This is a genomic window from Arenibacter sp. P308M17, assembly GCF_003426735.1.
GTDB lineage: Bacteria > Bacteroidota > Bacteroidia > Flavobacteriales > Flavobacteriaceae > Arenibacter.
Genome location: NZ_QVON01000001.1, coordinates 42,102 through 62,117 on the forward strand (window position 1 = coordinate 42,102; position 20,016 = coordinate 62,117).

The window sequence follows — 20,016 nt, forward strand, 5'->3', positions numbered from 1 at the left end:
TCTATGATATACTTTATTAAGAGACTTCAAAAATGGGCCATACTTTGCATTTTTGTGGTATTGGTGTTTTCTTGCAAGTCTACAAGCCTAATTAAAAGCGGTTCGGTAGATGGGAATTTGACCGCCAAGGCGGTCATTAGAAACCACTATTATTCCCATTTTAATTTTAAAACCCTAAGTGGAAAAATGAAGATAGATTATTCTGATGGGGAAAGCAGTCAAAGCGTAAGTGTTAGTTTTAGGATGGAAAAGGATAAGGCCATTTGGTTAAGTGCCCCCTTAGGAATCGTAAAAGCATACATTACACCGGAAAGGGTATCGTTTTATAACAAGTTGGACAATGAATATTTTGACGGGAATTTTTCCTATTTGAGTCAATTATTGGGAACCGACCTTAACTTTCAAAAGGTACAAAATCTTCTTTTGGGAGAACCTCTTTTCGATTTAAGGGATGAAAAGTATATGGTGGAAATCGCCAACGAAAATTATCAGTTGAAACCAAAAAAAGCTGGAGAGCTATTTAAAACACTGTTTCAAATTGAACCCTTGAATTATAAAATGGCTGTGCAGCAGTTGTCGCAACCATGGGAGAAACGACTACTGGAAATCAATTATAAGGATTATCAAAAGGTTAATAAATGGACTTTGCCCGGGGAGATAGCTATTTTGGCAGTTGATGGGGATAATACCAATAATATTACCTTGGAGTTTCGGAACATGGAATTTAATAAGACGTTGAATTTTCCTTACAATATACCAAATGGTTTTAAGGAAATTGTATTAAATTAATATGAGAAGTAATCCCTCTTATATAGTTTATTTTCTTTTAGTTGTGTTTTTTCTTTTTAGTCATATAACAATGGCTCAGACGAATGAACAGAAGGCCTTGGAATCCAAACGGGAGCAACTCCAAAAGGAAATATCCGAAATTAACCGATTGTTGTTCGCAGAAAAAAAGGAAAAGGGAAATGTCCTGGAACAGATGGAGGCCATGGACCAAAAGATTAATGTGCGCCAACAGTTGATCCGGGTCACCAATCAGCAGTCCAATTTACTTAATAGACAGATAAACACCAATGTGCGGAACATTGGAAAACTGCGCAATGATTTGGCTTTTCTAAAGGAAGAATACGGGAATATGATTCAAAAGTCCTATCAGAATAAATCCGGACAGAGTAGGTTGATGTTTCTTTTGTCCTCCGAGAATTTTTTACAAGCTTTTAAGCGCTTCCAGTATATGAAGCAATATACCCAATACAGAAAAGAGCAGGGAGAGCAAATTGTGGGCAAGACAAATGAGCTTACCCAATTGAATAGGGACCTTTCGGAACAACGTAAGGAAAAAGACAGACTGGTAGCTGAAAATACCCAGATCAAAGATCAGCTGTTCAAGGAAATCCAGTCCCAAAAGGAATTGCTTAAGAGTATAAGGAAGAACGAAAGCAAATATGCTGTGGCCATTGAAAATAAAAAGAAGGAGGCCAAGAGGATCGATGAACAAATTGAAAGATTAATACGCAGTGCTATTGCAGCCTCCAATAGAGAGGCGAGTAAGTCCAGCAGTACAACCGCTACAAGTAGTAGTAAGTTTGTATTGACTCCAGAGGCCACCATTGTGGCCAATAATTTCTCGGCCAACAAGGGAAAATTGATCTGGCCTGTAGAAAAAGGGATCAAAAGGCAGGGGTTCGGGGTTTATAGTGACGCCGTGTATCCCGGAATTAAGCACGAAAGTAATGGGGTGATCATTGCCACTGATGAGGGATCCAAAGCCAGGGCCATCTTTGAAGGGGAGGTTATAGCCATCCTGTCCGTTCCAGGAGGAAACAAGGGGGTACAGATTAAACATGGTAACTATATAAGTACCTATTACAACCTTTCCCGGGTTTATGTAAAGAAGGGAGATAAGGTAAACACCAAGTCGGATTTGGGGGATATTTACACCAGCAAATCCAGCGGCACTACCCAGTTGAAATTTTATCTTTACAAGGATACTACCCGTCTTAATCCTGAGGAATGGATATATCAACTATAAAATAATTTGAAATTGAAGAATTTAACGGATTTGAAGGGAACCTTTACGCTGCACAATGGCGTGGAGATGCCCTATTTTGGTTTAGGGGTGTATTTGTCCAAAGATGGAAAGGAGGTTGTCAATGTCGTAAAATGGGCGTTGCAGGATGGTTACCGCCATATAGACACTGCTTCTGTATATATGAATGAAGAGGGGGTGGGACAAGGGATCAAGGAAAGTGCCGTAGATCGTAAAGATATATTTGTAGTGAGCAAGGTTTGGAATAGCGATCAAGGCTATGAAAGTACTATTAAGTCATACGAGGCCAGTTTAAAGCGATTGAATCTGGACTATTTGGACCTTTACTTGGTACATTGGCCGGTAAAGGGGAAATATAGGGAGACTTGGCGTGCAATGGAATATTTGTACAAGCATAAAGGGGTAAGGGCCATTGGAGTAAGTAATTTTATGCAGCACCACTTAGAAGATCTTATTTCTTCCTCGGAAATTGTCCCCATGGTAAACCAAATGGAATTTCACCCTTATTTGGTGCAACAGGATTTGATCGATTTTTGCAACAAAAATACCATTCAGTATGAAGCATGGTCCCCATTGATGCAAGGGCATATCTTTGAATTGGATATGATGAAGGAAATGGCTGCAAAATACAATAAGACCATTGCCCAAATTGTATTGCGCTGGGATTTACAAAAGGGGGTTGTCACCATTCCAAAATCTGCAAAAAAGGAACGGATTAGGGCCAATGCCAATATTTTTGATTTTGAACTTGCTGCCGGGGATGTTAAAAAATTAGAGCAATTGGACTGTGGAAAAAGATTTGGTCCCGATCCCAATAATTTCGATTTTTAATCCATAAACAAGGCCTTCAGTTCGGTGGCATCCTTGGGCCTCATCTTGCCTGCAAGCACCAAACTGAGTTGTTTTCTGCGCAGGGCGGCCTCAAACCGTTCTATCTCCAGATCTGTTTCTGGCCTTAATTCGGGTACGGTAGTGGGTTTTCCACTATCGTCTACGGCTACAAAAGTGTAAATGGCCTCGTTAACCTTGGATCTCTCGCCATTAAAACGGTCTTCCATCCAAACATCTATAAATACTTCCATGGAGGTCCTGAAGGCCCTGGAAACGGCTGCCTCTACCGAAACAACGCTTCCTACCGGAACCGCTTGGTTAAAGGCTACATGGTTTACGGAAGCGGTAACGGTTATACGTCTGCTGTGGCGTCTGGCGGCTATACTTGCAGCACGGTCCATTCTAGCCAATAATTCACCTCCGAACAAGTTGTTCAAAGGATTGGTTTCACTTGGAAGGACCATATCGGTCATCAAGGTACGCGATTCACTGGGCGTCTTTGGCTCCATATTTATTATCCAGTTATAAGTTAAAACCCCGCCTGAAAGTAGTGGGGCTGGCCTGCTTTTTCCGGCCTGTTCCCAATAGTTACTGGGATTAATTTTTATACATTTCGGGCGTCCATAGTTGACAGTGGCGGTGGACAGTGAAATTTTTTTTTGCCAACTGGAAACTGCACACTTAGCTTACAGTCCTTGTCAAGGAAATTTATCCCGTTCCAAAACTTATGTAATACCATTGCATAGTTTCGTCCGGGCAAAGATATATACATTGGTAATATTACGCTAAAAAGGGGAATGGGGATTATTTTACGGATCGCAACCAGGCTTCGGGAGATTCGGACTGCTTTATTTTCCTCAAATAATGTAAGGCTTCCTTGGCATCGTCAAAACTGCCATAGGCAACCATATGCAATCCATATTGGTTAATACCAAGATAAGAGGCATCGTATCCTTTTTCTTTAAGTTGAAGGACTTTCTTTTCGGCATTTTCCTGAATTCTAAAAGCACCTGCAATAACTTGGTGAACACCACTTTTTTTGTTGGTGATGACATTTAAGGATACCGCAGGCAATTCCAGGGGAGCGGTATTGAAAAAGGTGGCTTCCTGTATATTTTTGGAAACTTGTTGCTGCGCTTCCTGTCTCACCAGTTCTTGGTCATAGACCCTCTCATTATAAAGGCGATAACCGGTAAAACCAGTGGCAACGGCCAATAGTATTACGGCTGCATATTTTAAATAAGGCCTAAGGGTGGCTTCCTTCCTGGCCTCAGGAGTAATCATAAACGGAATTTTTTCTTCCAACTCAACCACTTCCTCTTTTAGAACTTCCCTAGAGACCGGAGTAGCCACAAATGTGGATAACCCAAAGGAGGAAGTTAGATAATTGGTCTGGTACGATGGTTGAAACTGGGTTTTTCCTTCCTTGTTCAACCACAACTCGCCTATATTGGGAAGATGCAATCTATTTCCTTCTTTTAAAAGATTCTTCCACTTAAGGGAAACGGCGGCTATTTGCTTTTGCATGTCCTCGTAGGACATTTTTTCGGCATCGGCCATATAGGACACCAACAGTCCGTCATTGGAAGTCAGTTGTTCGTTAAAGGAAATTACTTTTGAAGGTGGGTAGAACGAATTCGTTGCATTATTGATAACGGCCGATTTAAGCTGTGTCAAAAAAGCACCAAATTCGGGCACCATTACACAATTGTATCTATAAAGTAGCTCCGCTATGTAATGTTCGGTTCCCATAGGGACAAAGATTGGAAAAAATTAACAAGTTCAAAACTCTGCACATAACTTTTTATTAACATTATATTTTGTGTATTTTGTGAACAACTAAGCTGGTTCCATAAATGTCTAGAGATGAAATAATTGCTATTCTTAGGTTGCAGAACGTACCTAATATTGGTGACATAACGGCCAAAAAATTAATAAGCGGTTGCGGGAGTCCTTTGGCCATCTTTGAAGAAAAAATGTCTCGGTTGTTAAAGTTGGACGGCATTGGTTCCGCTACCCTGAAGGGACTTATGGACAGGGAACATTTGGAGGCCGCCCGGATGGAGTATGAATTTATTATAAGTCAGGAAATAAACCTTCATTATTTTATGGAGGACAACTATCCGGCCTATTTAAAACACTGTATAGATAGCCCTATTTTACTTTTTAGTGAGGGGAATATAGATTTGAACCGTCAAAAGATCATAAGTATTGTAGGTACCAGAAATATTACCGGTTATGGCACTGCATTCTGTGAACAGTTCATTGAGGAATTGGCTCCCCTGAACCCGGTTATTGTGAGTGGGTTTGCCTATGGCGTGGATATTTGTGTACAAAGGGCAGCGGTAAAACATGGTTTGCAGACTATAGGATGTTTGGCCCATGGCTTAAATCAGATTTACCCAAAATTACATGAAAAGTATGTGCCCGAGGTTAATAAAAATGGGGGATTCTTCACGGAATTTTGGAGTACGAGTCAACCTGATAGGGAAAATTTCTTAAAGAGAAATCGGGTTATAGCAGGTATGGGCGAGGCCACCATTGTAGTGGAATCCGCGGAAAAAGGGGGTAGTCTGGTTACTGCGGATATCGCCAACAGTTATAATCGCGATGTTTTTGCCGTACCTGGAAGAACCCAGGATAAATACAGCAGTGGGTGCAATAATCTCATTAAACAGCAGAAGGCGCAAATGCTTACGTCGGCCGCCGATCTCATCTATATGTTGGGCTGGGAGCTGGAGGAAAAGGAACCCGCCACCATTCAAAAGCAACTATTTGTAGCGCTGGACGATACCGAGCAGGAAATCTATGCTTATTTGCAACAGGGAGGCAAAAAAATGTTGGACCACATTGCCCTGGATTGTAAATTGCCCATATTTAAGGTCTCCTCTACCTTATTGAATATGGAAATGAAGGGTGTAGTGAGGCCGCTTCCGGGGAAATTGTTCGAAGCCATTTGAAATTAACGGACCAATTGGTTTGGGAAAGTGCGTTTTTAAATGAAGAATGGGGCTATTTGGTATTACACGGAACATAAACTACCGTTCAACCCAATTATTTTTTTGGGAAGATATCATAGAACAGTGTAAACCGACCAATAGGTATATTTTTTAAAAAAATCAATAACCTACCTTGATCCTAACCCTTTCCAAAACCTCATCGGCCACCTTCTTGGCTTTTTCGGCACCAAAGGCCAAGGCTTCATCCAGTTCATTTAAGTTGCTCATATAATAATCGAACTTTTCCCTGGCTTCGCCAAATTGCTCCAGGACCACTTCATACAACGCTTGTTTGGCATGGCCGTAGCCGTAGTTGCCGTTTATATAATTGGACCGCATTTCGGCAACTTGATTTTCTGTAGCCAATATTTTATATAGGGCAAATACATTATCCGTATCAGGATCTTTAGGGGCCTCCATAGGGGTACTGTCCGTTTGAATGCCCATAATCTGTTTGCGTAATTGTTTATCGGTCTGAAAAAGGCTTATTAAATTTCCTTTGCTCTTGCTCATTTTGGAGCCATCCGTGCCTGGAATATACATGGTCTCCTCCTGTACCTTTCCTTCTGGCATTACAAAGGTTTCCCCCAATTGGGCATGGAACCTTGAGGCTACGTCCCGGGTCATTTCCAAATGCTGCATTTGGTCCTTGCCAACAGGGACTATCTCGGCATCGTATAAAAGTATATCCGCAGCCATTAGCATGGGATAGAAGAACAAACCTGCATTTACATCGTCCAGTCTGTCCGCCTTATCCTTAAAAGAGTGTGCAAGCGTTAGTCTTTGGTAGGGAAAAAAACAGCTGAGGTACCAGGCCAGTTCCGCGGTCTGGGGGATATCGCTCTGCCTATAAAAGGCGGTTTTGTTAATGTCCAGCCCAAAGGCCAACCAAGTAGCGGCCACCGCATAAGTATTGTTCCGCAGGACTTCCCCATTTTTTATTTGGGTAAGTGAGTGCATATCCGCAATAAATAGGAAGGAGTCGTTTGCTGGATCGTTTGCCATTGCTATCGCTGGGATGATCGCTCCCAAAATATTCCCTAAATGTGGGGTTCCCGTACTTTGTATACCGGTTAAGATTCTTGCCATTATTTAATTTTCAAAGAAGGACAAAGGTAAAAGAAATTCTAAAGAAGGACTAAGAGACTGCCCAAGTTTATCCTTTGGTTCTTTTATGCCTCTTTTTCCGCCATAAATCAGCTATTTTTCGGTCCGTAGCTATGGCTATGAACCTCAAAATACCTTCGTCTGGCAAAAACCTGCCTGCCGGAAGGCAGGAATACACTATAAAATATTCCAAAAACAAAATTCGGACAGTCTCTAAAATTATTACTTTTGAAGACATGCTATCATACCTAAAAAAAATAGGCCATACGCTTTACCGGATCTGGTTCTATATTTTAGTGGTTTTGCCCATTTTGATAATGTTTCCTTTCTTGGTTCTTTTTACCATTTCCGAGAGGACCTATCCACAATTCTTTTGGATGGCCCGTAATATTTGGGCCAACGTTATTCTTTATGGAATGGGGTGTTTTCCCATAATTAAATGGGAACAAAGGCTTAAAAAGGGAGAAAGTTATATGTTGGTGTCCAATCATACCAGTATGTTGGATATTATGTTGATGCTCAAAGTCAGTAAAAATCCTTTTGTTTTTATCGGGAAGAAGGAATTGGAGACCATACCCTTGTTTGGGTTCTTCTATAGAAGGGTATGTATCTTGGTAGATAGGGATAGTGCCAAAAGTAGGACTTCGGTTTATAGAAGAGCGCAAAAAAGATTACAACAGGGCTTGAGTATTTGTATTTTTCCGGAGGGCGGGGTGCCCGAGGAACACATTATTTTGGACGATTTTAAGGACGGGGCTTTTAAAATGGCTATTGCGCATAAAATTCCAGTGGTACCCATGACATTTTATGACAATAAAAGGCGGTTTTCCTTTACTTTTTATAGTGGAGGTCCGGGAAGGCTGCGTGTTAAGGTGCATCCATTTTTTGCCACCCATGATCTTAGAGAGGCAGACAAGACAATGCTGCGGGAATCCGTCAGGGAGATCATATTGAAGGAGCTTGAACCATCCTGATAGACCTACAATTTTCCTTGGCACTATTTCGGTTACAGCAACTTGCTTTAGGGTTAAAATTTTAAAGTAAATCCACTGTAAACACCTAAGGAATATGGGTTAAAATTACCAGAGGTATTTGAAAAGGTATTCAGTTGATATTTAAAAACCGGCTCTACATTAAATTTGAGCTTAGGGGTAAACTTATAATCCAGCCCAAGCCCAAGATTAGTACTAAAATTAACGGAATTCACATTGTTCGCCTCCCCAAATTCTGTTGTCTGTCCACTGGATTCCAGGACTACCGAATTATCGGTTAGAAAAAGGGAACTTACCCCTCCTATTATGTTGACGCCAAATTTACGGTCCAATAAGGCATAATTCAGTTCCAGGGGTACTTCCAGATATGCCATTTGTTGCCCCATTGTTCCTAAGCGGGTAGGGTTTTTGCCGGTAACGTCCATAGCAAATACGGATCCGGGTTTGGGAATTACATTTTCACTTTTCGGGTTGTTCAAAATTATGGATTGGGAGTCGTTGGAATAATTAATATTACGTATCTGATTGCCCGTTGAAGCGTTAAAAGAGGATGTAAAGGAGACGTCGTTGGTATCATAACCATAATCTACTTTGTGGATACCGGAACGCACACTTAATTTCTTGGAAATTTCATAGGCTACGGTAATACCGTAACTTAGGGTTACCCCTCCCGTTTTGCTATTGGAGGCAAGAATGGAGTTGATCGGGGACCCCTCACCCATACCGTTAAAGTAAACCGGGGCAATACTGGGACCTGCAGACCACTTTCCATTAGTTGTTTTTTCAACTTCGACCACTTCATTTTCTTCGATGGCCTCTAAAATTGATTTTTTGTTTGATGGAAGGTCCTCAGGGGCCACCTCCGAATTATTCCCAACGGGTTTGTTTCTCGTATTGTTTTCCTCATGTGCAATGGCTTCCTCAACGGGAATAGACTGTTCCTTGGAGGGGAATGTGTAGTCTATTTGCCCTGGATGTACAGAATGGGCCGGGTCTTGTTCTGCTTTATTATCAATGCTCTTCGTACCGGAAACATTTTCGGCCAGTTCTTTGGAGACCGTGTGGGCAGTAATGGCAATCTTCGGACCATTTGTGGCGTCATTGTTTTTTCCGTTGCCTTCGGCAACAGTACTTTCATTGTTTGGCGGGGGATCAATAATTTTGTCCCCACTGGTTTGCCGGGTAGTTTCTGTTCCAATTTCCTCGGTATTCTTCCCTTCGATACCGGTGATGCCTGTGGCTTTGGAGGGCGATTCCTCAAAGATGTCGGAATCCTTGCCATCCTTAGTCTTATGTTCCACATCCGTTATGATGGGTGCTACAGGGTCGGATGTGGAAAAAGGATCGATCGCGAAGAATAGGACGGCAAGTATTGCTGCCGCTCCACCAACTTTCCACCAAAGGGGAACGAGCATACGGGATCGTTTCTTGTTATCCAAGGAAGCGGCTATGGAATTCCAAACTTTTTCGTCGGGAATTTCTTGGAAGTCGGCCAACTTCTCTTGAAATAATTTGTCTAAATTATTTTCACTCATGTCTTAAATTGTTCAGCAGGAATTATAATCAGGAAGGTTTAACCTTCCATTATTATTCCGGCGTTATTTGCCTCAATTTTTTCTTTTAATATCATTCTTGCCCTGGCAAGATTGGATTTGGAAGTCCCTAGGGACGTCCCCAGCATTTCACTGATCTCTTTGTGGCTATAGCCATCCAGTACATAAAGGTTAAAGGTTAAGCGGTATTTATTGGGAAGCTCTTGCACATAGTTTAGCAAGGTGGCCAAATCCAGGTTTAAATAGCCAGAATCTTCTGGCATTTCATCCTCAATATTATCGGTAACCAGCGTTAAGGTTTCTTCCTTTCTATATTTTTGAAGTACTGTGTTTACGGTAATACGTTTGATCCAGCCTTCAAAAGAACCTTGGTGCTTAAATTGTTCAATTTTGCTATAGATAGTCATAAAACTATCATGTAGATTGTCTTCCGCCTCCGTTTTGTTGCGCGAATATTTGAGACAGATACCGAACAGTATTCGGGAATACTCCCTGTATAGCTGTTCTTGCGCCTGTCTGTTCCCTTTTTTGCAATTATTTATGAGCTCTACCGGATTACTCAAAATATGGATTGGGTTATTTACTCACCAAGTGAGATTTAATCCCGACAACTATCGGGAGCCCGATACTTGTCCGTTCGTTCGTTCAGGAGGGCCTGACGGTCCGATAAAGACAGGTACCGAAATGTTTTTCAATTTTTCCATTAATGCCTCGGGGCCTATCCGACTTTGTTGCCGGACAGGCCCCGAGGTAATTTACTAATTTTTTAAATGGGTTGTACCCAATTTACTTTCCGATGCCATTATGGCCGAAGTATCTTCGTTGACTGGCACGGTAATTTCCAAATATGTTGGCTCCCCATTGGCGTCCTCACCTGTCCAATACCTAAATATATACGGCTCATCATACAATACCTCAAAGTTAAAGGTTGCCACTAGGTCCTCCCCAGTGCCGGAACAATCGTCTTCATCATCAATAACGGTACCAATGGTAACCACCTTTCTAGTTGTTAAATCTTCCTTTACTACATCAAATCCTTCGAAAAAGGTACAATTATTCGGTCTAAAGTAAGTAACTTTTATATTATAGATTTCACCATAATCAAATGCCTCCGGCATTTCTACAGATTTCACCTGTAAAGCTTCAAAATGATAGTTTACATCATCATCTATATCACAAGATGTGAATAGTGTAAAAGAGGCAACAAGCAGCAAAAAGAATACTCGTTTCATGTTCTTAATTTTTAATTTGTTTTATAATGGTTTTGGAAACCTTTTCCTTTTTATGACTTAAAATATGAACAGGCATATTTTAAATATGGGGGCAAGCCGGTTTCATAACAATTGCTTTTGTTATATAGATGTAAAGTGGAAACAAAGGTTGCGTGTAGAAATAAAAAATCCCGATCTAACGGGATTTTCGAGTTTATGATTTTACTGTTTTGATGGCTTCCTTAATTTTGGCTTCCAGTTCTTCAAGTAGTTCCGGATTATCCAGCAGCAGACTTTTAACGGCATCCCTGCCTTGGCCCAGCTTGGTGTCGCCATAACTAAACCATGATCCACTTTTCTTTATAATTTCAAATTCAACCCCTAAGTCTATTATTTCCCCTACCTTGGAAATACCTTCCCCGTACATAATGTCGAATTCGGCGGTCCTGAATGGAGGGGCAACCTTGTTCTTTACCACTTTCACCCGGGTCTTGTTTCCTTGTACATCCCCATCGGTATCCTTGATCTGGGTAGATCTTCTAATATCCAAACGTACTGAAGCGTAGAATTTAAGGGCATTACCACCGGTAGTAGTTTCCGGATTACCGAACATCACCCCAATTTTATCACGTAATTGGTTTATGAAGATTACGGTACAATTTGTTTTGCTGATAGAACCTGTAAGTTTTCGTAATGCCTGCGACATTAATCGGGCATGAAGTCCCATCTTTGAGTCGCCCATTTCTCCTTCAATTTCACTTTTAGGGGTCAATGCGGCAACGGAGTCGATCACTACAATGTCGATGGCACCGGAGCGAATTAGATTATCGGCAATCTCTAAAGCCTGTTCCCCATGATCGGGCTGGGAAATGATAAGGTTATCAATATCCACCCCAAGTTTTTGGGCATAAAAACGGTCGAATGCATGTTCCGCATCTATAAAAGCGGCAATGCCTCCATTTTTTTGGGCCTCTGCCATGGCGTGGAGGGTAAGGGTGGTCTTACCGGAAGATTCGGGTCCGTAGATTTCAATTACCCTCCCTCGCGGATATCCTCCAACACCCAGGGCCACGTCCAATCCCAAAGAACCCGAAGATATCACTTCTACGTCCTGTACTATACTATCGCCCATCTTCATTACGGCACCCTTGCCGTAAGTTTTATCCAGTTTATCCAGGGTTAGTTTAAGTGCTTTTAATTTTGCGTCTTTTTCGGAACTCATTTTCATATCATATTAGGGATGCTAAAATACCAATTCTTTTTGCATAATACCACCTATGGCAAGGATTTTATATGAAGAAATTGGAGTATTATTTTATTTTAATCGATATTATTTATAGGCTTTATTTCTTGGGAAACTGCTGAATTTACGGTCCGTAACGGATTATGCCCTGCCAATTTACACAGTGTGCACGTAATTATTTTCAATTTTGTGCCACCTTGGACGCAACCTTTTTGTAACTGCATCATCTGAAAAAGAACTAACTCAAATTAGGTTGCTTATTGTTCTGGTAAAACAATAAGGGTTGTGGGTCAATATTTTATTGTAATTCTATGAAAAAGAAAAAACAATATTGACCTTAAAAAGGGTCTTGATATTTTCAGGACCCTTTTTTATTTGGGGGCTAAACATTAAATCCCCCAAGCACAATGCCCCCTTCCTTAAAAAACAAGCATTTATCCTTTAGATGCTGCGGATAAATCTTAATTTTGCATTCGTAAATTATCTTTAACCTGTCTGCCGACAGGCAGGCTTAAAATTAATATTGGTATAGCATGCAACTGTACAATACCTTAAGTGCAAAGGAGAGGGAAGCCCTTATAGAGGAGGCGGGATTGGAACGTCTTACCATTTCTTTCTATCAATATGCACGTATTGGCAATCCGTCAATTTTTCGAAACCATTTATTTATCCATTGGAACGAATTGGATGTTTTGGGCCGTATTTATGTAGCCCGTGAAGGCATTAACGCCCAATTATCGGTGCCTGCCGAAAATTTCAGCAGCCTTAAGGCCCATTTGGACAGCATCACCTTTTTGGAAAATGTGAGGTTGAATATCGCCATAGAGCAGGATAACAAATCATTTTTAAAATTAAAGGTCAAGGTCCGGGATAAGATTGTAGCCGACGGATTAAATGATGACTCCTTTGATGTTACCAATAAGGGAATTCATGTGGATGCCGTAAAGTTTAACGAACTTATCGAGGATTCGGATACCATTTTGGTAGATATGCGCAATCACTATGAAAGTGAAATAGGACATTTTGAAAATGCAATTACCCCGGATGTGGATACGTTTAGGGATTCGTTGGATATCATTGAAAAGGATTTGGCGGACCATAAGGAGGATAAAAAGTTGGTGATGTACTGTACCGGTGGCATTAGATGCGAAAAGGCCAGCGCCTATTACAAACACAAGGGATTTAAAAATGTATATCAGCTGGAAGGCGGTATTATTGAATATACGCGTCAGGTTAAAAACCTGAATTTGGAAAACAAATTTTTGGGCAAGAATTTTGTTTTTGATCACCGTAGGGGGGAGCGGATTACAGATGACGTCATCGCCAATTGCCATCAATGTGGCAGCCCATGTGATAATCATGTGAATTGTGCCAATGAAGCATGCCATCTCTTATTTATTCAGTGCGATGCCTGTGCAGCGGCCATGAACAGCTGTTGTTCGGTAGATTGCAAGGAAGTTCATGAACTGCCCTATGAGGAGCAGAAAAAGTTGAGAAAAGGAAAAGTGGTAAGCAATAAGATTTTTAAGAAGGGACGTTCCGAGGTATTAAAGTACAAGAAGTAAATCCCTAATTCTCCGTTTCCTGGATCGTTCCTTTATAGCCCTTGTTTCCAAAATGTCGATATTGGTTTATTTGGGTAACGAAATGGGCTTTGGAAAGTAGTTCCCAACACCAAACTCCTTATTACTGGTTAGGATAGTTTGTGTTTTTAAGGCAAAGAGGATGTTAAAATCCCTTGCTTGGGACAATTTTACCCAACTTTAATGGTGCATTGGACCTACAACGAAACTCTTTCTTTTTATCACATTAAAAAAACACTATCTTTACGTTTAATAATTTTATGAACCTTTTTTAGTAAAAGTGTTACATTTTTACTAAACCAAGATACGAAATATGGGTTGTAGCAGTTGTTCAACCGGTAAGGACGGACAGCCTAAGGGATGCAAGAACAATGGTACTTGTGGCACCGATGGCTGTAATAAATTGACGGTATTTGATTGGCTTTCCAATATGTCACTTCCAAATGGGGAAAAACCATTTGATTGTGTGGAAGTCCGTTTTAAAAATAGTAGAAAGGAATTTTTTAGAAATTCCGAAAATCTTTCACTTTCCATTGGTGATATTGTGGCTACACAGTCCACCTCTGGCCATGACGTGGGCATGGTTACCCTTACGGGAGAATTGGTAAGGGTGCAAATGAAAAAGAAGAAGGAAGATTATAAAAGTCCGGAACTACCCAAAATTTACCGGAAGGCATCCCAAAAGGATATTGACATTTGGCAAAAATGTAGGGATAGGGAAGAGGAAATTAAGAAGAGGGCCAGGGAAATCGCCATTGTATTAAAATTGCAGATGAAGATCTCCGATGTGGAGTTTCAGGGAGATGGTTCCAAGGCTACCTTCTATTACACCGCGGAAGAACGGATAGATTTCCGCCAGCTGATCAAGGACATGGCCAAGGCTTTTGGTATCCGAATAGAAATGAGGCAAATTGGCTATCGCCAGGAAGCCCAGCGTTTGGGAGGAATAGGTTCTTGCGGAAGGGAATTGTGCTGCTCTACTTGGCTAACGGATTTCAGGTCCGTAAGCACTTCGGCGGCCCGGTATCAGCAGCTTTCGCTCAATCCACAAAAATTGGCGGGACAATGTGGGAAACTTAAATGTTGTCTTAATTACGAGCTGGACGTTTATTTGGATGCCCTAAAGGATTTTCCGGGGCAGGACACCAAGCTGTTTACGGAAAAAGGGATGGCTTTTTGCCAGAAGGTAGATATTTTTAAAGCCTCACTCTGGTTTTCCTATAAGGATGAACCTGCCAATTGGCACGTCCTGTCCAAAGAGCAGGTTTTGGAAGTGATGGAAAAAAATAAAAAGAGGGAAAAGGTAGCCAGTTTGGAGGAATATGCGGTGGACAATGTCCAGGAAGTTGAAAAGGTATTTGAGAATGTGGTAGGGCAGGATAGCCTAACACGATTCGATACCCCCAAGAAAAGAAGGTCCAACAGGAATAACAAGAAAAAGAAACGGAGCAATCATAAAAAGAGGCCTACCAACAATGCATAGGGGTTTAGGGATATTTTTATTGGTAATTTTTATGGTTTCCTGTGATGGGAAAACCGTAAAGTCCGATTATAGTCCAACACATAACGGACGATGGAACAAGGATAGTGTAGCAAAATTCTCCTTTAAGGAACTGGATACCCTTCAAAAATATAATATGTTCATCAATCTAAGAAATGATGGAACATACCCCTATAGCAACCTTTTTTTAATAGCGGAGCTAAAGTTTCCCAATGGCGATGTAGTGCGGGATACCTTGGAATATGAGATGGCAAAACCGGATGGACAGTGGTTGGGTGCCGGTCATGGTAGCTTAAAGGAAAACAAATTATGGTATAAAGAAAACGTCGTTTTCCCGTCTTCGGGCGTATATACCTTGGAAATTTCCCATGCCATGCGCAAGAATGGCCAAGTAGATGGAATTGTCGAATTGGAAGGTATCACCGATGTGGGTTACCTAATCGAAAAAAGTAATCATTAGGCTTATGGCAACAGCTACCAAAAAGAAAAAAAGCAACAACAATTTTTTTAAGTTCATTAAATGGTTTTGGATACTGTTTTTTATAGGTTTTTTTTCCGGGGTTATGATTTTCCTTTTAGCTTCCTGGGGTGCCTTTGGAGCCATGCCGGAATATGAGCGTTTGGAGAATCCGCAGACCAATTTGGCCAGTGAAATTATTTCTTCGGATGGGGAGACTTTGGGCAAATTCTATTTGGACGATAATAGGACCGATGTAGCCTATGAAGAGTTGCCCAAAACCTTGGTACAGGCCTTAATAGCTACGGAAGACGCCCGGTACTATGAACATTCTGGAATTGATGCCAGGGGAACGCTTAGGGCTTTTGTTTATCTGGGTAAAAAGGGAGGGGCAAGTACCATATCCCAACAATTGGCAAGACAATTGTTTGTAGGGGTACGCTCCAAGAATATTTTCGAGACCATTACCCAAAAAATAAAGGAATGGGTGCTGGCCATCAGGTTGGAGCGCAGCTATACCAAGGAAGAAATCATTAAGATGTATCTTAACATTTACGATTTTAATTATAATGCCGATGGGATTAGATCCGCTTCGCGTATTTATTTCGGAAAAGAGCCCAAAAATCTGAAAATTGAAGAATCCGCAGTTTTGGTGGGGATGCTTAAAAATTCTTCATATTACAACCCCATCCGGCGGGAAGAATTGGTCCTTAACAGGAGAAATACCGTCTTGTCCCAAATGGCAAAATATGATTTTATAACCGAAAAACAAAAAGATTCCTTACAGGCCTTAAAGATGGATATTAATTTTAGTCCTGAATCACATAGAGAGGGATTGGCCACCTATTTTAGGATGTATCTACAGGGCTTTATGCGCAAATGGATAGAAAAAAATCCCAAACCGGCCTTAAAGGGGGAGAGCGATAAGTACAATCTCTTTTTGGATGGACTTAGAATATACACTACTATAGATTCCCGAATGCAAAAAAATGCGGAGGATGCCGTTGCAGAGCACATGAAAAGATTGCAGGCCGAATTTTTTCATCAGAACACCCCTGACCGTAATAAAACGGCTCCTTTTATAGAAGAAGTTCCGGGGGAAATAGCAGGAATTATGGAGAGGGCCATAAAATCCTCGCACAGGTGGCACAACCTTAAGGATCTGGGAAAGAGTGAAAAGGAAATAAGGGCTTCCTTTAACGAGCCGGTAGAGATGACGGTTTTTGATTGGAACAGCGATACCAAGGAAAAGGATACGGTAATGACCCCTATGGATTCCATCAGGTATTATAAATCCTTCCTCAAGACCGCTATGATGTCCATGGAACCAGAAACAGGCCATGTAAAGGCCTGGGTAGGGGGCATAGATTATAAGCATTTTCAATATGACAACGTTATCCAAGGGGCCAGGCAGGTAGGATCTACTTTTAAGCCCTTTGTATATGCGGCCGCCATAGATCAATTGCGACTCTCGCCCTGCGATATGCTTCCTGATAATCTATATTGTATAGAGGCCAATAAACACGGGAACCCGGAACATTGGTGCCCAAAGAATTCCGATGGCAAGTATTCCGGGGAAATGCTTACCCTTAAGAACGCTTTGGCCAATTCGGTAAATTCCATTACTGCACAGTTGATAGATAGGGTGGGTCCCAAGGCGGTGGTATCCATAGCCAAAAATCTGGGAATAACCGGGAATATACCAGAGGTACCTTCCATTGCCCTGGGTACCGCAGACCTCAATGTGTATGAAATGGTGGGGGCCTATGGTACCTTTGCCAATCAAGGGGTTTATGTGAAACCGGTCATGGTAACCAGGATCGAGGACAAGAATGGTACCGTATTGTACGAGTATGTGCCCGAAACTCGGGATGTGCTGAGCAAGGATGTTGCATATGCCATGTTGGACCTTATGTCCGGGGTAACCCAAGGAGGTTCCGGTACACGGTTAAGGGGCAATTACGCTAAAGATCAAACCGTATATAAAGAAATTATAACCGGTTATCCGTATGAATTTAAAAACCCTATTGCCGGTAAAACAGGTACTACCCAGAACCAAAGTGATGGTTGGTTTATGGGGATGGTTCCCAACCTCGTAACCGGAGTATGGGTAGGAGGAGATGACAAAGCGGTGCATTTTAAAACTATTACTTACGGACAGGGAGCTTCCATGGCTTTGCCTATTTGGGGCTTGTATATGAAAAAGAACTATGCCAACAAGGAATTGGGTATTTCCGATGGAGAATTTGAAAAACCGGAGGAACTCTCCATTAATGTGGATTGCTCCAAGGCATCTATGGAAGAGGATAACAAAATAGATGTAGAAGACGATTTGGATTTTTAACGCCATATAAAATAACAGTCCTAAGTGCCCTTGCTTTTATTCAAAAGTTAAGGGCATTTTTCGTTTAAAACGTGTATTTTAGAGAGAACTAGGAAATAAAAGGTCTAATTAAACAGGTTTTATATGATACGAAAAACAGTGGCCAACGTGGAGGAGGCATTAGAGGGGGTAAAGGATGGTATGACACTAATGCTTGGAGGATTTGGATTATGCGGTATTCCTGAAAATGCGATTGCGGCATTGGTGAAGAAAGGGGTCAAGGATTTGACCTGTATTTCCAATAATGCCGGAGTGGACAATTTTGGTCTTGGCCTATTGTTGCACAAAAGACAGATAAAGAAAATGATCTCTTCCTATGTGGGGGAAAATGATGAATTTGAACGGCAAATGTTGAGCGGCGAATTGGAGGTGGAGTTAACCCCACAAGGAACTTTGGCCGAGAAATGTAGGGCCGCACAGGCCGGTTTCCCCGCCTTTTATACTCCAGCCGGATATGGTACCGAAGTGGCCGAAGGCAAAGAGACAAGGGAGTTCAATGGTAAGATGTATGTGCTGGAAGAGGCTTATAAGGCCGATTATTCCTTTGTAAAGGCCTGGAAAGGCGATGAGGCCGGGAATTTAATATTCAAGGGCACCGCCCGTAATTTTAATCCGGCCATGTGCGGCGCTGCCAGGATAACCGTGGCAGAAGTAGAGGAACTGGTGCCTGCGGGTACCTTGGATCCCAATCAGATCCATGTTCCTGGTATTTTTGTACAACGCATCTTTCAAGGTAAAAACTATGAGAAAAGAATTGAGCAGTTAACGGTACAGAAGGTCAATTGATTAATTGTTTAATGTAACAATGTATCAATGTATCAATGTAACAATGTAACAATGTAACAATGTAACAATGTAACAATGTAACAATTTCTTGTTTTAATACTTTGATATTGATTGGAATCAGGATAAATAAAGGGTAGACAAATTTAGTACAAACAAAACACGATGATAAAGAAAAATGCTGTCGTTGAAAAATCCATCGAATTTGCCATTAGGATTGTTGAATTTTGTGAAGTATTGGAGGAGCGAAGAAAATATGTTGTTGCAACACAGTTGTTAAAGGCAGGTACAAGTATTGGGGCAAATATTCATGAAGCTCAAAACGCTGAAAGTAAGGCCGACTTCATCCATAAAATGAAAATTGCGGTTAAGGAGCTTGAGGAAGCCAAATATTGGCTGGTGATCTGCGAACGGTCAAAATCGTATCCTTATGAAATTCATTTAAAGGAAAGCATTGATGAATTAGGGTTAATTTTATATAAAATTATTAGTACCGCTAAGAGGCATTCAAGATAGAAATCTCGGAACAATGAATTAATAAATTATTTAATTGATACATTGATACATTGATACATTGATACATTGATACATTGATACATTGATACATTATAACATTAATTATGTTGGATAAAAACGGAATAGCAAAGCGTATTGCAAAGGAAGTCAAGGACGGATATTATGTGAACCTGGGAATAGGGATACCAACTTTGGTGGCCAATTTTGTACGGGACGATATCAGTGTGGAATTTCAAAGTGAAAACGGGGTATTGGGAATGGGCCCCTTCCCTTTTGAAGGGGAAGAGGATGCCGATATCATCAATGCAGGCAAACAGACTATAACCACACTCCCGGGAGCCTCGTTTTTCGACTCTGTAACCAGCTTTGGGATGATTCGGGGGCAACATGTAGACCTGACCATTTTGGGTGCCATGGAGGTGGCTGAAAACGGGGATATTGCCAATTGGAAAATTCCGGGCAAAATGGTAAAGGGAATGGGCGGGGCCATGGACCTGGTGGCTTCTGCCGAGAACATCATTGTGGCCATGATGCATACCAATAGGGCCGGCGAATCCAAATTGTTGAAACAGTGCACATTGCCATTGACGGGAGTGGGCTGTGTAAAAAAGATTGTGACCAATTTGGCGGTACTTGATGTAACTCCAGAAGGGTTTAAATTGCTGGAAAGGGCTCCTGGTGTCAGCGTTGATGATATAGTGATTGCTACGGAGGGTAATTTAATCGTTGAGGGCGACATCCCTGAGATGGATATTTAGTCGGGATGTTCAATCAGGAGTGGTATAGATTTTTGATTTCCAATTA

At 41.4% G+C, this 20,016-nt stretch carries 19 protein-coding genes; 12 read left to right on the plus strand and 7 right to left on the minus strand.

Translation table 11 applies throughout. The annotated features are described in order from the left end of the window. The first annotated feature begins 3 nt into the window (after positions 1-3). From D0S24_RS00195 to D0S24_RS00205, 3 genes are all read left to right on the plus strand, one after another. Positions 4-789, plus strand: a complete 786-nt coding sequence (locus D0S24_RS00195) for a DUF4292 domain-containing protein (protein WP_117017844.1) — start codon at positions 4-6, stop codon at positions 787-789. Positions 790-859: 70 nt separating this feature from the next. After that, positions 860-2,035, plus strand: coding sequence for a murein hydrolase activator EnvC (locus tag D0S24_RS00200; protein WP_251795665.1), 1,176 nt, complete (start codon positions 860-862; stop codon positions 2,033-2,035). A gap of 12 nt (positions 2,036-2,047) precedes the next feature. Then, the gene (locus D0S24_RS00205; RefSeq protein ID WP_309545087.1) at positions 2,048-2,884 is read left to right on the plus strand and encodes an aldo/keto reductase; all 837 of its coding nucleotides are present in this window, start codon (positions 2,048-2,050) and stop codon (positions 2,882-2,884) included. Here D0S24_RS00205 and D0S24_RS00210 read toward each other — a convergent pair. Together D0S24_RS00210 and D0S24_RS00215 are read right to left on the minus strand one after the other, a co-directional pair. Then, a complete protein-coding gene (locus D0S24_RS00210) occupies positions 2,881-3,393 on the minus strand; it encodes an acyl-CoA thioesterase (protein ID WP_117017846.1) in 513 nt (170 codons plus the stop codon). The two genes, D0S24_RS00205 and D0S24_RS00210, sit on opposite strands and share 4 nt — an antisense overlap. A gap of 295 nt (positions 3,394-3,688) precedes the next feature. After that, complete coding sequence (locus tag D0S24_RS00215; protein ID WP_117017847.1) at positions 3,689-4,636, minus strand: SPOR domain-containing protein; 948 nt, start codon at positions 4,634-4,636, stop codon at positions 3,689-3,691. A gap of 104 nt (positions 4,637-4,740) precedes the next feature. Between D0S24_RS00215 and dprA the strand changes: the two genes are divergently transcribed. Beyond that, positions 4,741-5,844 carry a DNA-processing protein DprA gene (gene dprA / locus D0S24_RS00220; protein WP_117017848.1) on the plus strand — a complete coding sequence of 368 codons (1,104 nt, stop codon included), beginning with the start codon at positions 4,741-4,743 and terminating at the stop codon, positions 5,842-5,844. A 159-nt stretch (positions 5,845-6,003) separates the two neighbouring features. Here dprA and trpS read toward each other — a convergent pair whose 3' ends face one another. Continuing rightward, complete coding sequence (gene trpS, locus D0S24_RS00225) at positions 6,004-6,972, minus strand: tryptophan--tRNA ligase (RefSeq protein WP_117017849.1); 969 nt, start codon at positions 6,970-6,972, stop codon at positions 6,004-6,006. A gap of 254 nt (positions 6,973-7,226) precedes the next feature. Here trpS and D0S24_RS00230 point away from each other — a divergent pair, with 254 nt between their 5' ends. After that, entirely contained in the window at positions 7,227-7,964 is a 738-nt protein-coding gene (locus tag D0S24_RS00230) for a 1-acyl-sn-glycerol-3-phosphate acyltransferase (protein ID WP_117018536.1), read from the plus strand. Positions 7,965-8,017: 53 nt separating this feature from the next. Here the strand turns inward: D0S24_RS00230 and D0S24_RS00235 are convergent, their stop codons facing one another. From D0S24_RS00235 to recA, 4 genes are all read right to left on the minus strand, one after another. After that, the gene (locus D0S24_RS00235; RefSeq protein ID WP_117017850.1) at positions 8,018-9,517 is read right to left on the minus strand and encodes an outer membrane beta-barrel protein; all 1,500 of its coding nucleotides are present in this window, start codon (positions 9,515-9,517) and stop codon (positions 8,018-8,020) included. Positions 9,518-9,555: 38 nt separating this feature from the next. Beyond that, on the minus strand, positions 9,556-10,098 hold the full coding sequence (locus D0S24_RS00240) for an RNA polymerase sigma factor (protein WP_117017851.1): 543 nt from the start codon (positions 10,096-10,098) through the stop codon (positions 9,556-9,558). Between the two features lie 195 nt (positions 10,099-10,293). Continuing rightward, a complete protein-coding gene (locus D0S24_RS00245; RefSeq protein WP_117017852.1) occupies positions 10,294-10,767 on the minus strand; it encodes a hypothetical protein in 474 nt (157 codons plus the stop codon). A gap of 193 nt (positions 10,768-10,960) precedes the next feature. Next, a complete protein-coding gene (gene recA, locus D0S24_RS00250; protein ID WP_117018537.1) occupies positions 10,961-11,968 on the minus strand; it encodes a recombinase RecA in 1,008 nt (335 codons plus the stop codon). 554 nt (positions 11,969-12,522) lie between these two features. Between recA and D0S24_RS00255 the strand changes: the two genes are divergently transcribed. The 7 genes from D0S24_RS00255 (at position 12,523) to D0S24_RS00285 (ending at position 19,970) form a co-directional block, all read left to right on the plus strand. Beyond that, complete coding sequence (locus tag D0S24_RS00255) at positions 12,523-13,554, plus strand: rhodanese-related sulfurtransferase (RefSeq protein ID WP_117017853.1); 1,032 nt, start codon at positions 12,523-12,525, stop codon at positions 13,552-13,554. Positions 13,555-13,885: 331 nt separating this feature from the next. Further along, positions 13,886-15,055, plus strand: a complete 1,170-nt coding sequence (locus D0S24_RS00260) for a regulatory iron-sulfur-containing complex subunit RicT (RefSeq protein WP_117017854.1) — start codon at positions 13,886-13,888, stop codon at positions 15,053-15,055. Further along, the gene (locus tag D0S24_RS00265) at positions 15,048-15,533 is read left to right on the plus strand and encodes a gliding motility lipoprotein GldH (RefSeq protein ID WP_117017855.1); all 486 of its coding nucleotides are present in this window, start codon (positions 15,048-15,050) and stop codon (positions 15,531-15,533) included. The genes D0S24_RS00260 and D0S24_RS00265 overlap by 8 nt, the downstream gene beginning before the upstream one ends. Before the next feature lie 4 nt (positions 15,534-15,537). Beyond that, positions 15,538-17,874 carry a penicillin-binding protein 1A gene (locus D0S24_RS00270; protein WP_117017856.1) on the plus strand — a complete coding sequence of 779 codons (2,337 nt, stop codon included), beginning with the start codon at positions 15,538-15,540 and terminating at the stop codon, positions 17,872-17,874. Positions 17,875-17,997: 123 nt separating this feature from the next. Next, a complete protein-coding gene (locus D0S24_RS00275) occupies positions 17,998-18,699 on the plus strand; it encodes a CoA transferase subunit A (RefSeq protein ID WP_117017857.1) in 702 nt (233 codons plus the stop codon). Positions 18,700-18,861: 162 nt separating this feature from the next. Beyond that, entirely contained in the window at positions 18,862-19,212 is a 351-nt protein-coding gene (locus D0S24_RS00280; RefSeq protein WP_117017858.1) for a four helix bundle protein, read from the plus strand. A gap of 104 nt (positions 19,213-19,316) precedes the next feature. Next, positions 19,317-19,970, plus strand: a complete 654-nt coding sequence (locus D0S24_RS00285) for a 3-oxoacid CoA-transferase subunit B (RefSeq protein WP_117017859.1) — start codon at positions 19,317-19,319, stop codon at positions 19,968-19,970. Positions 19,971-20,016: the final 46 nt, after the last annotated feature.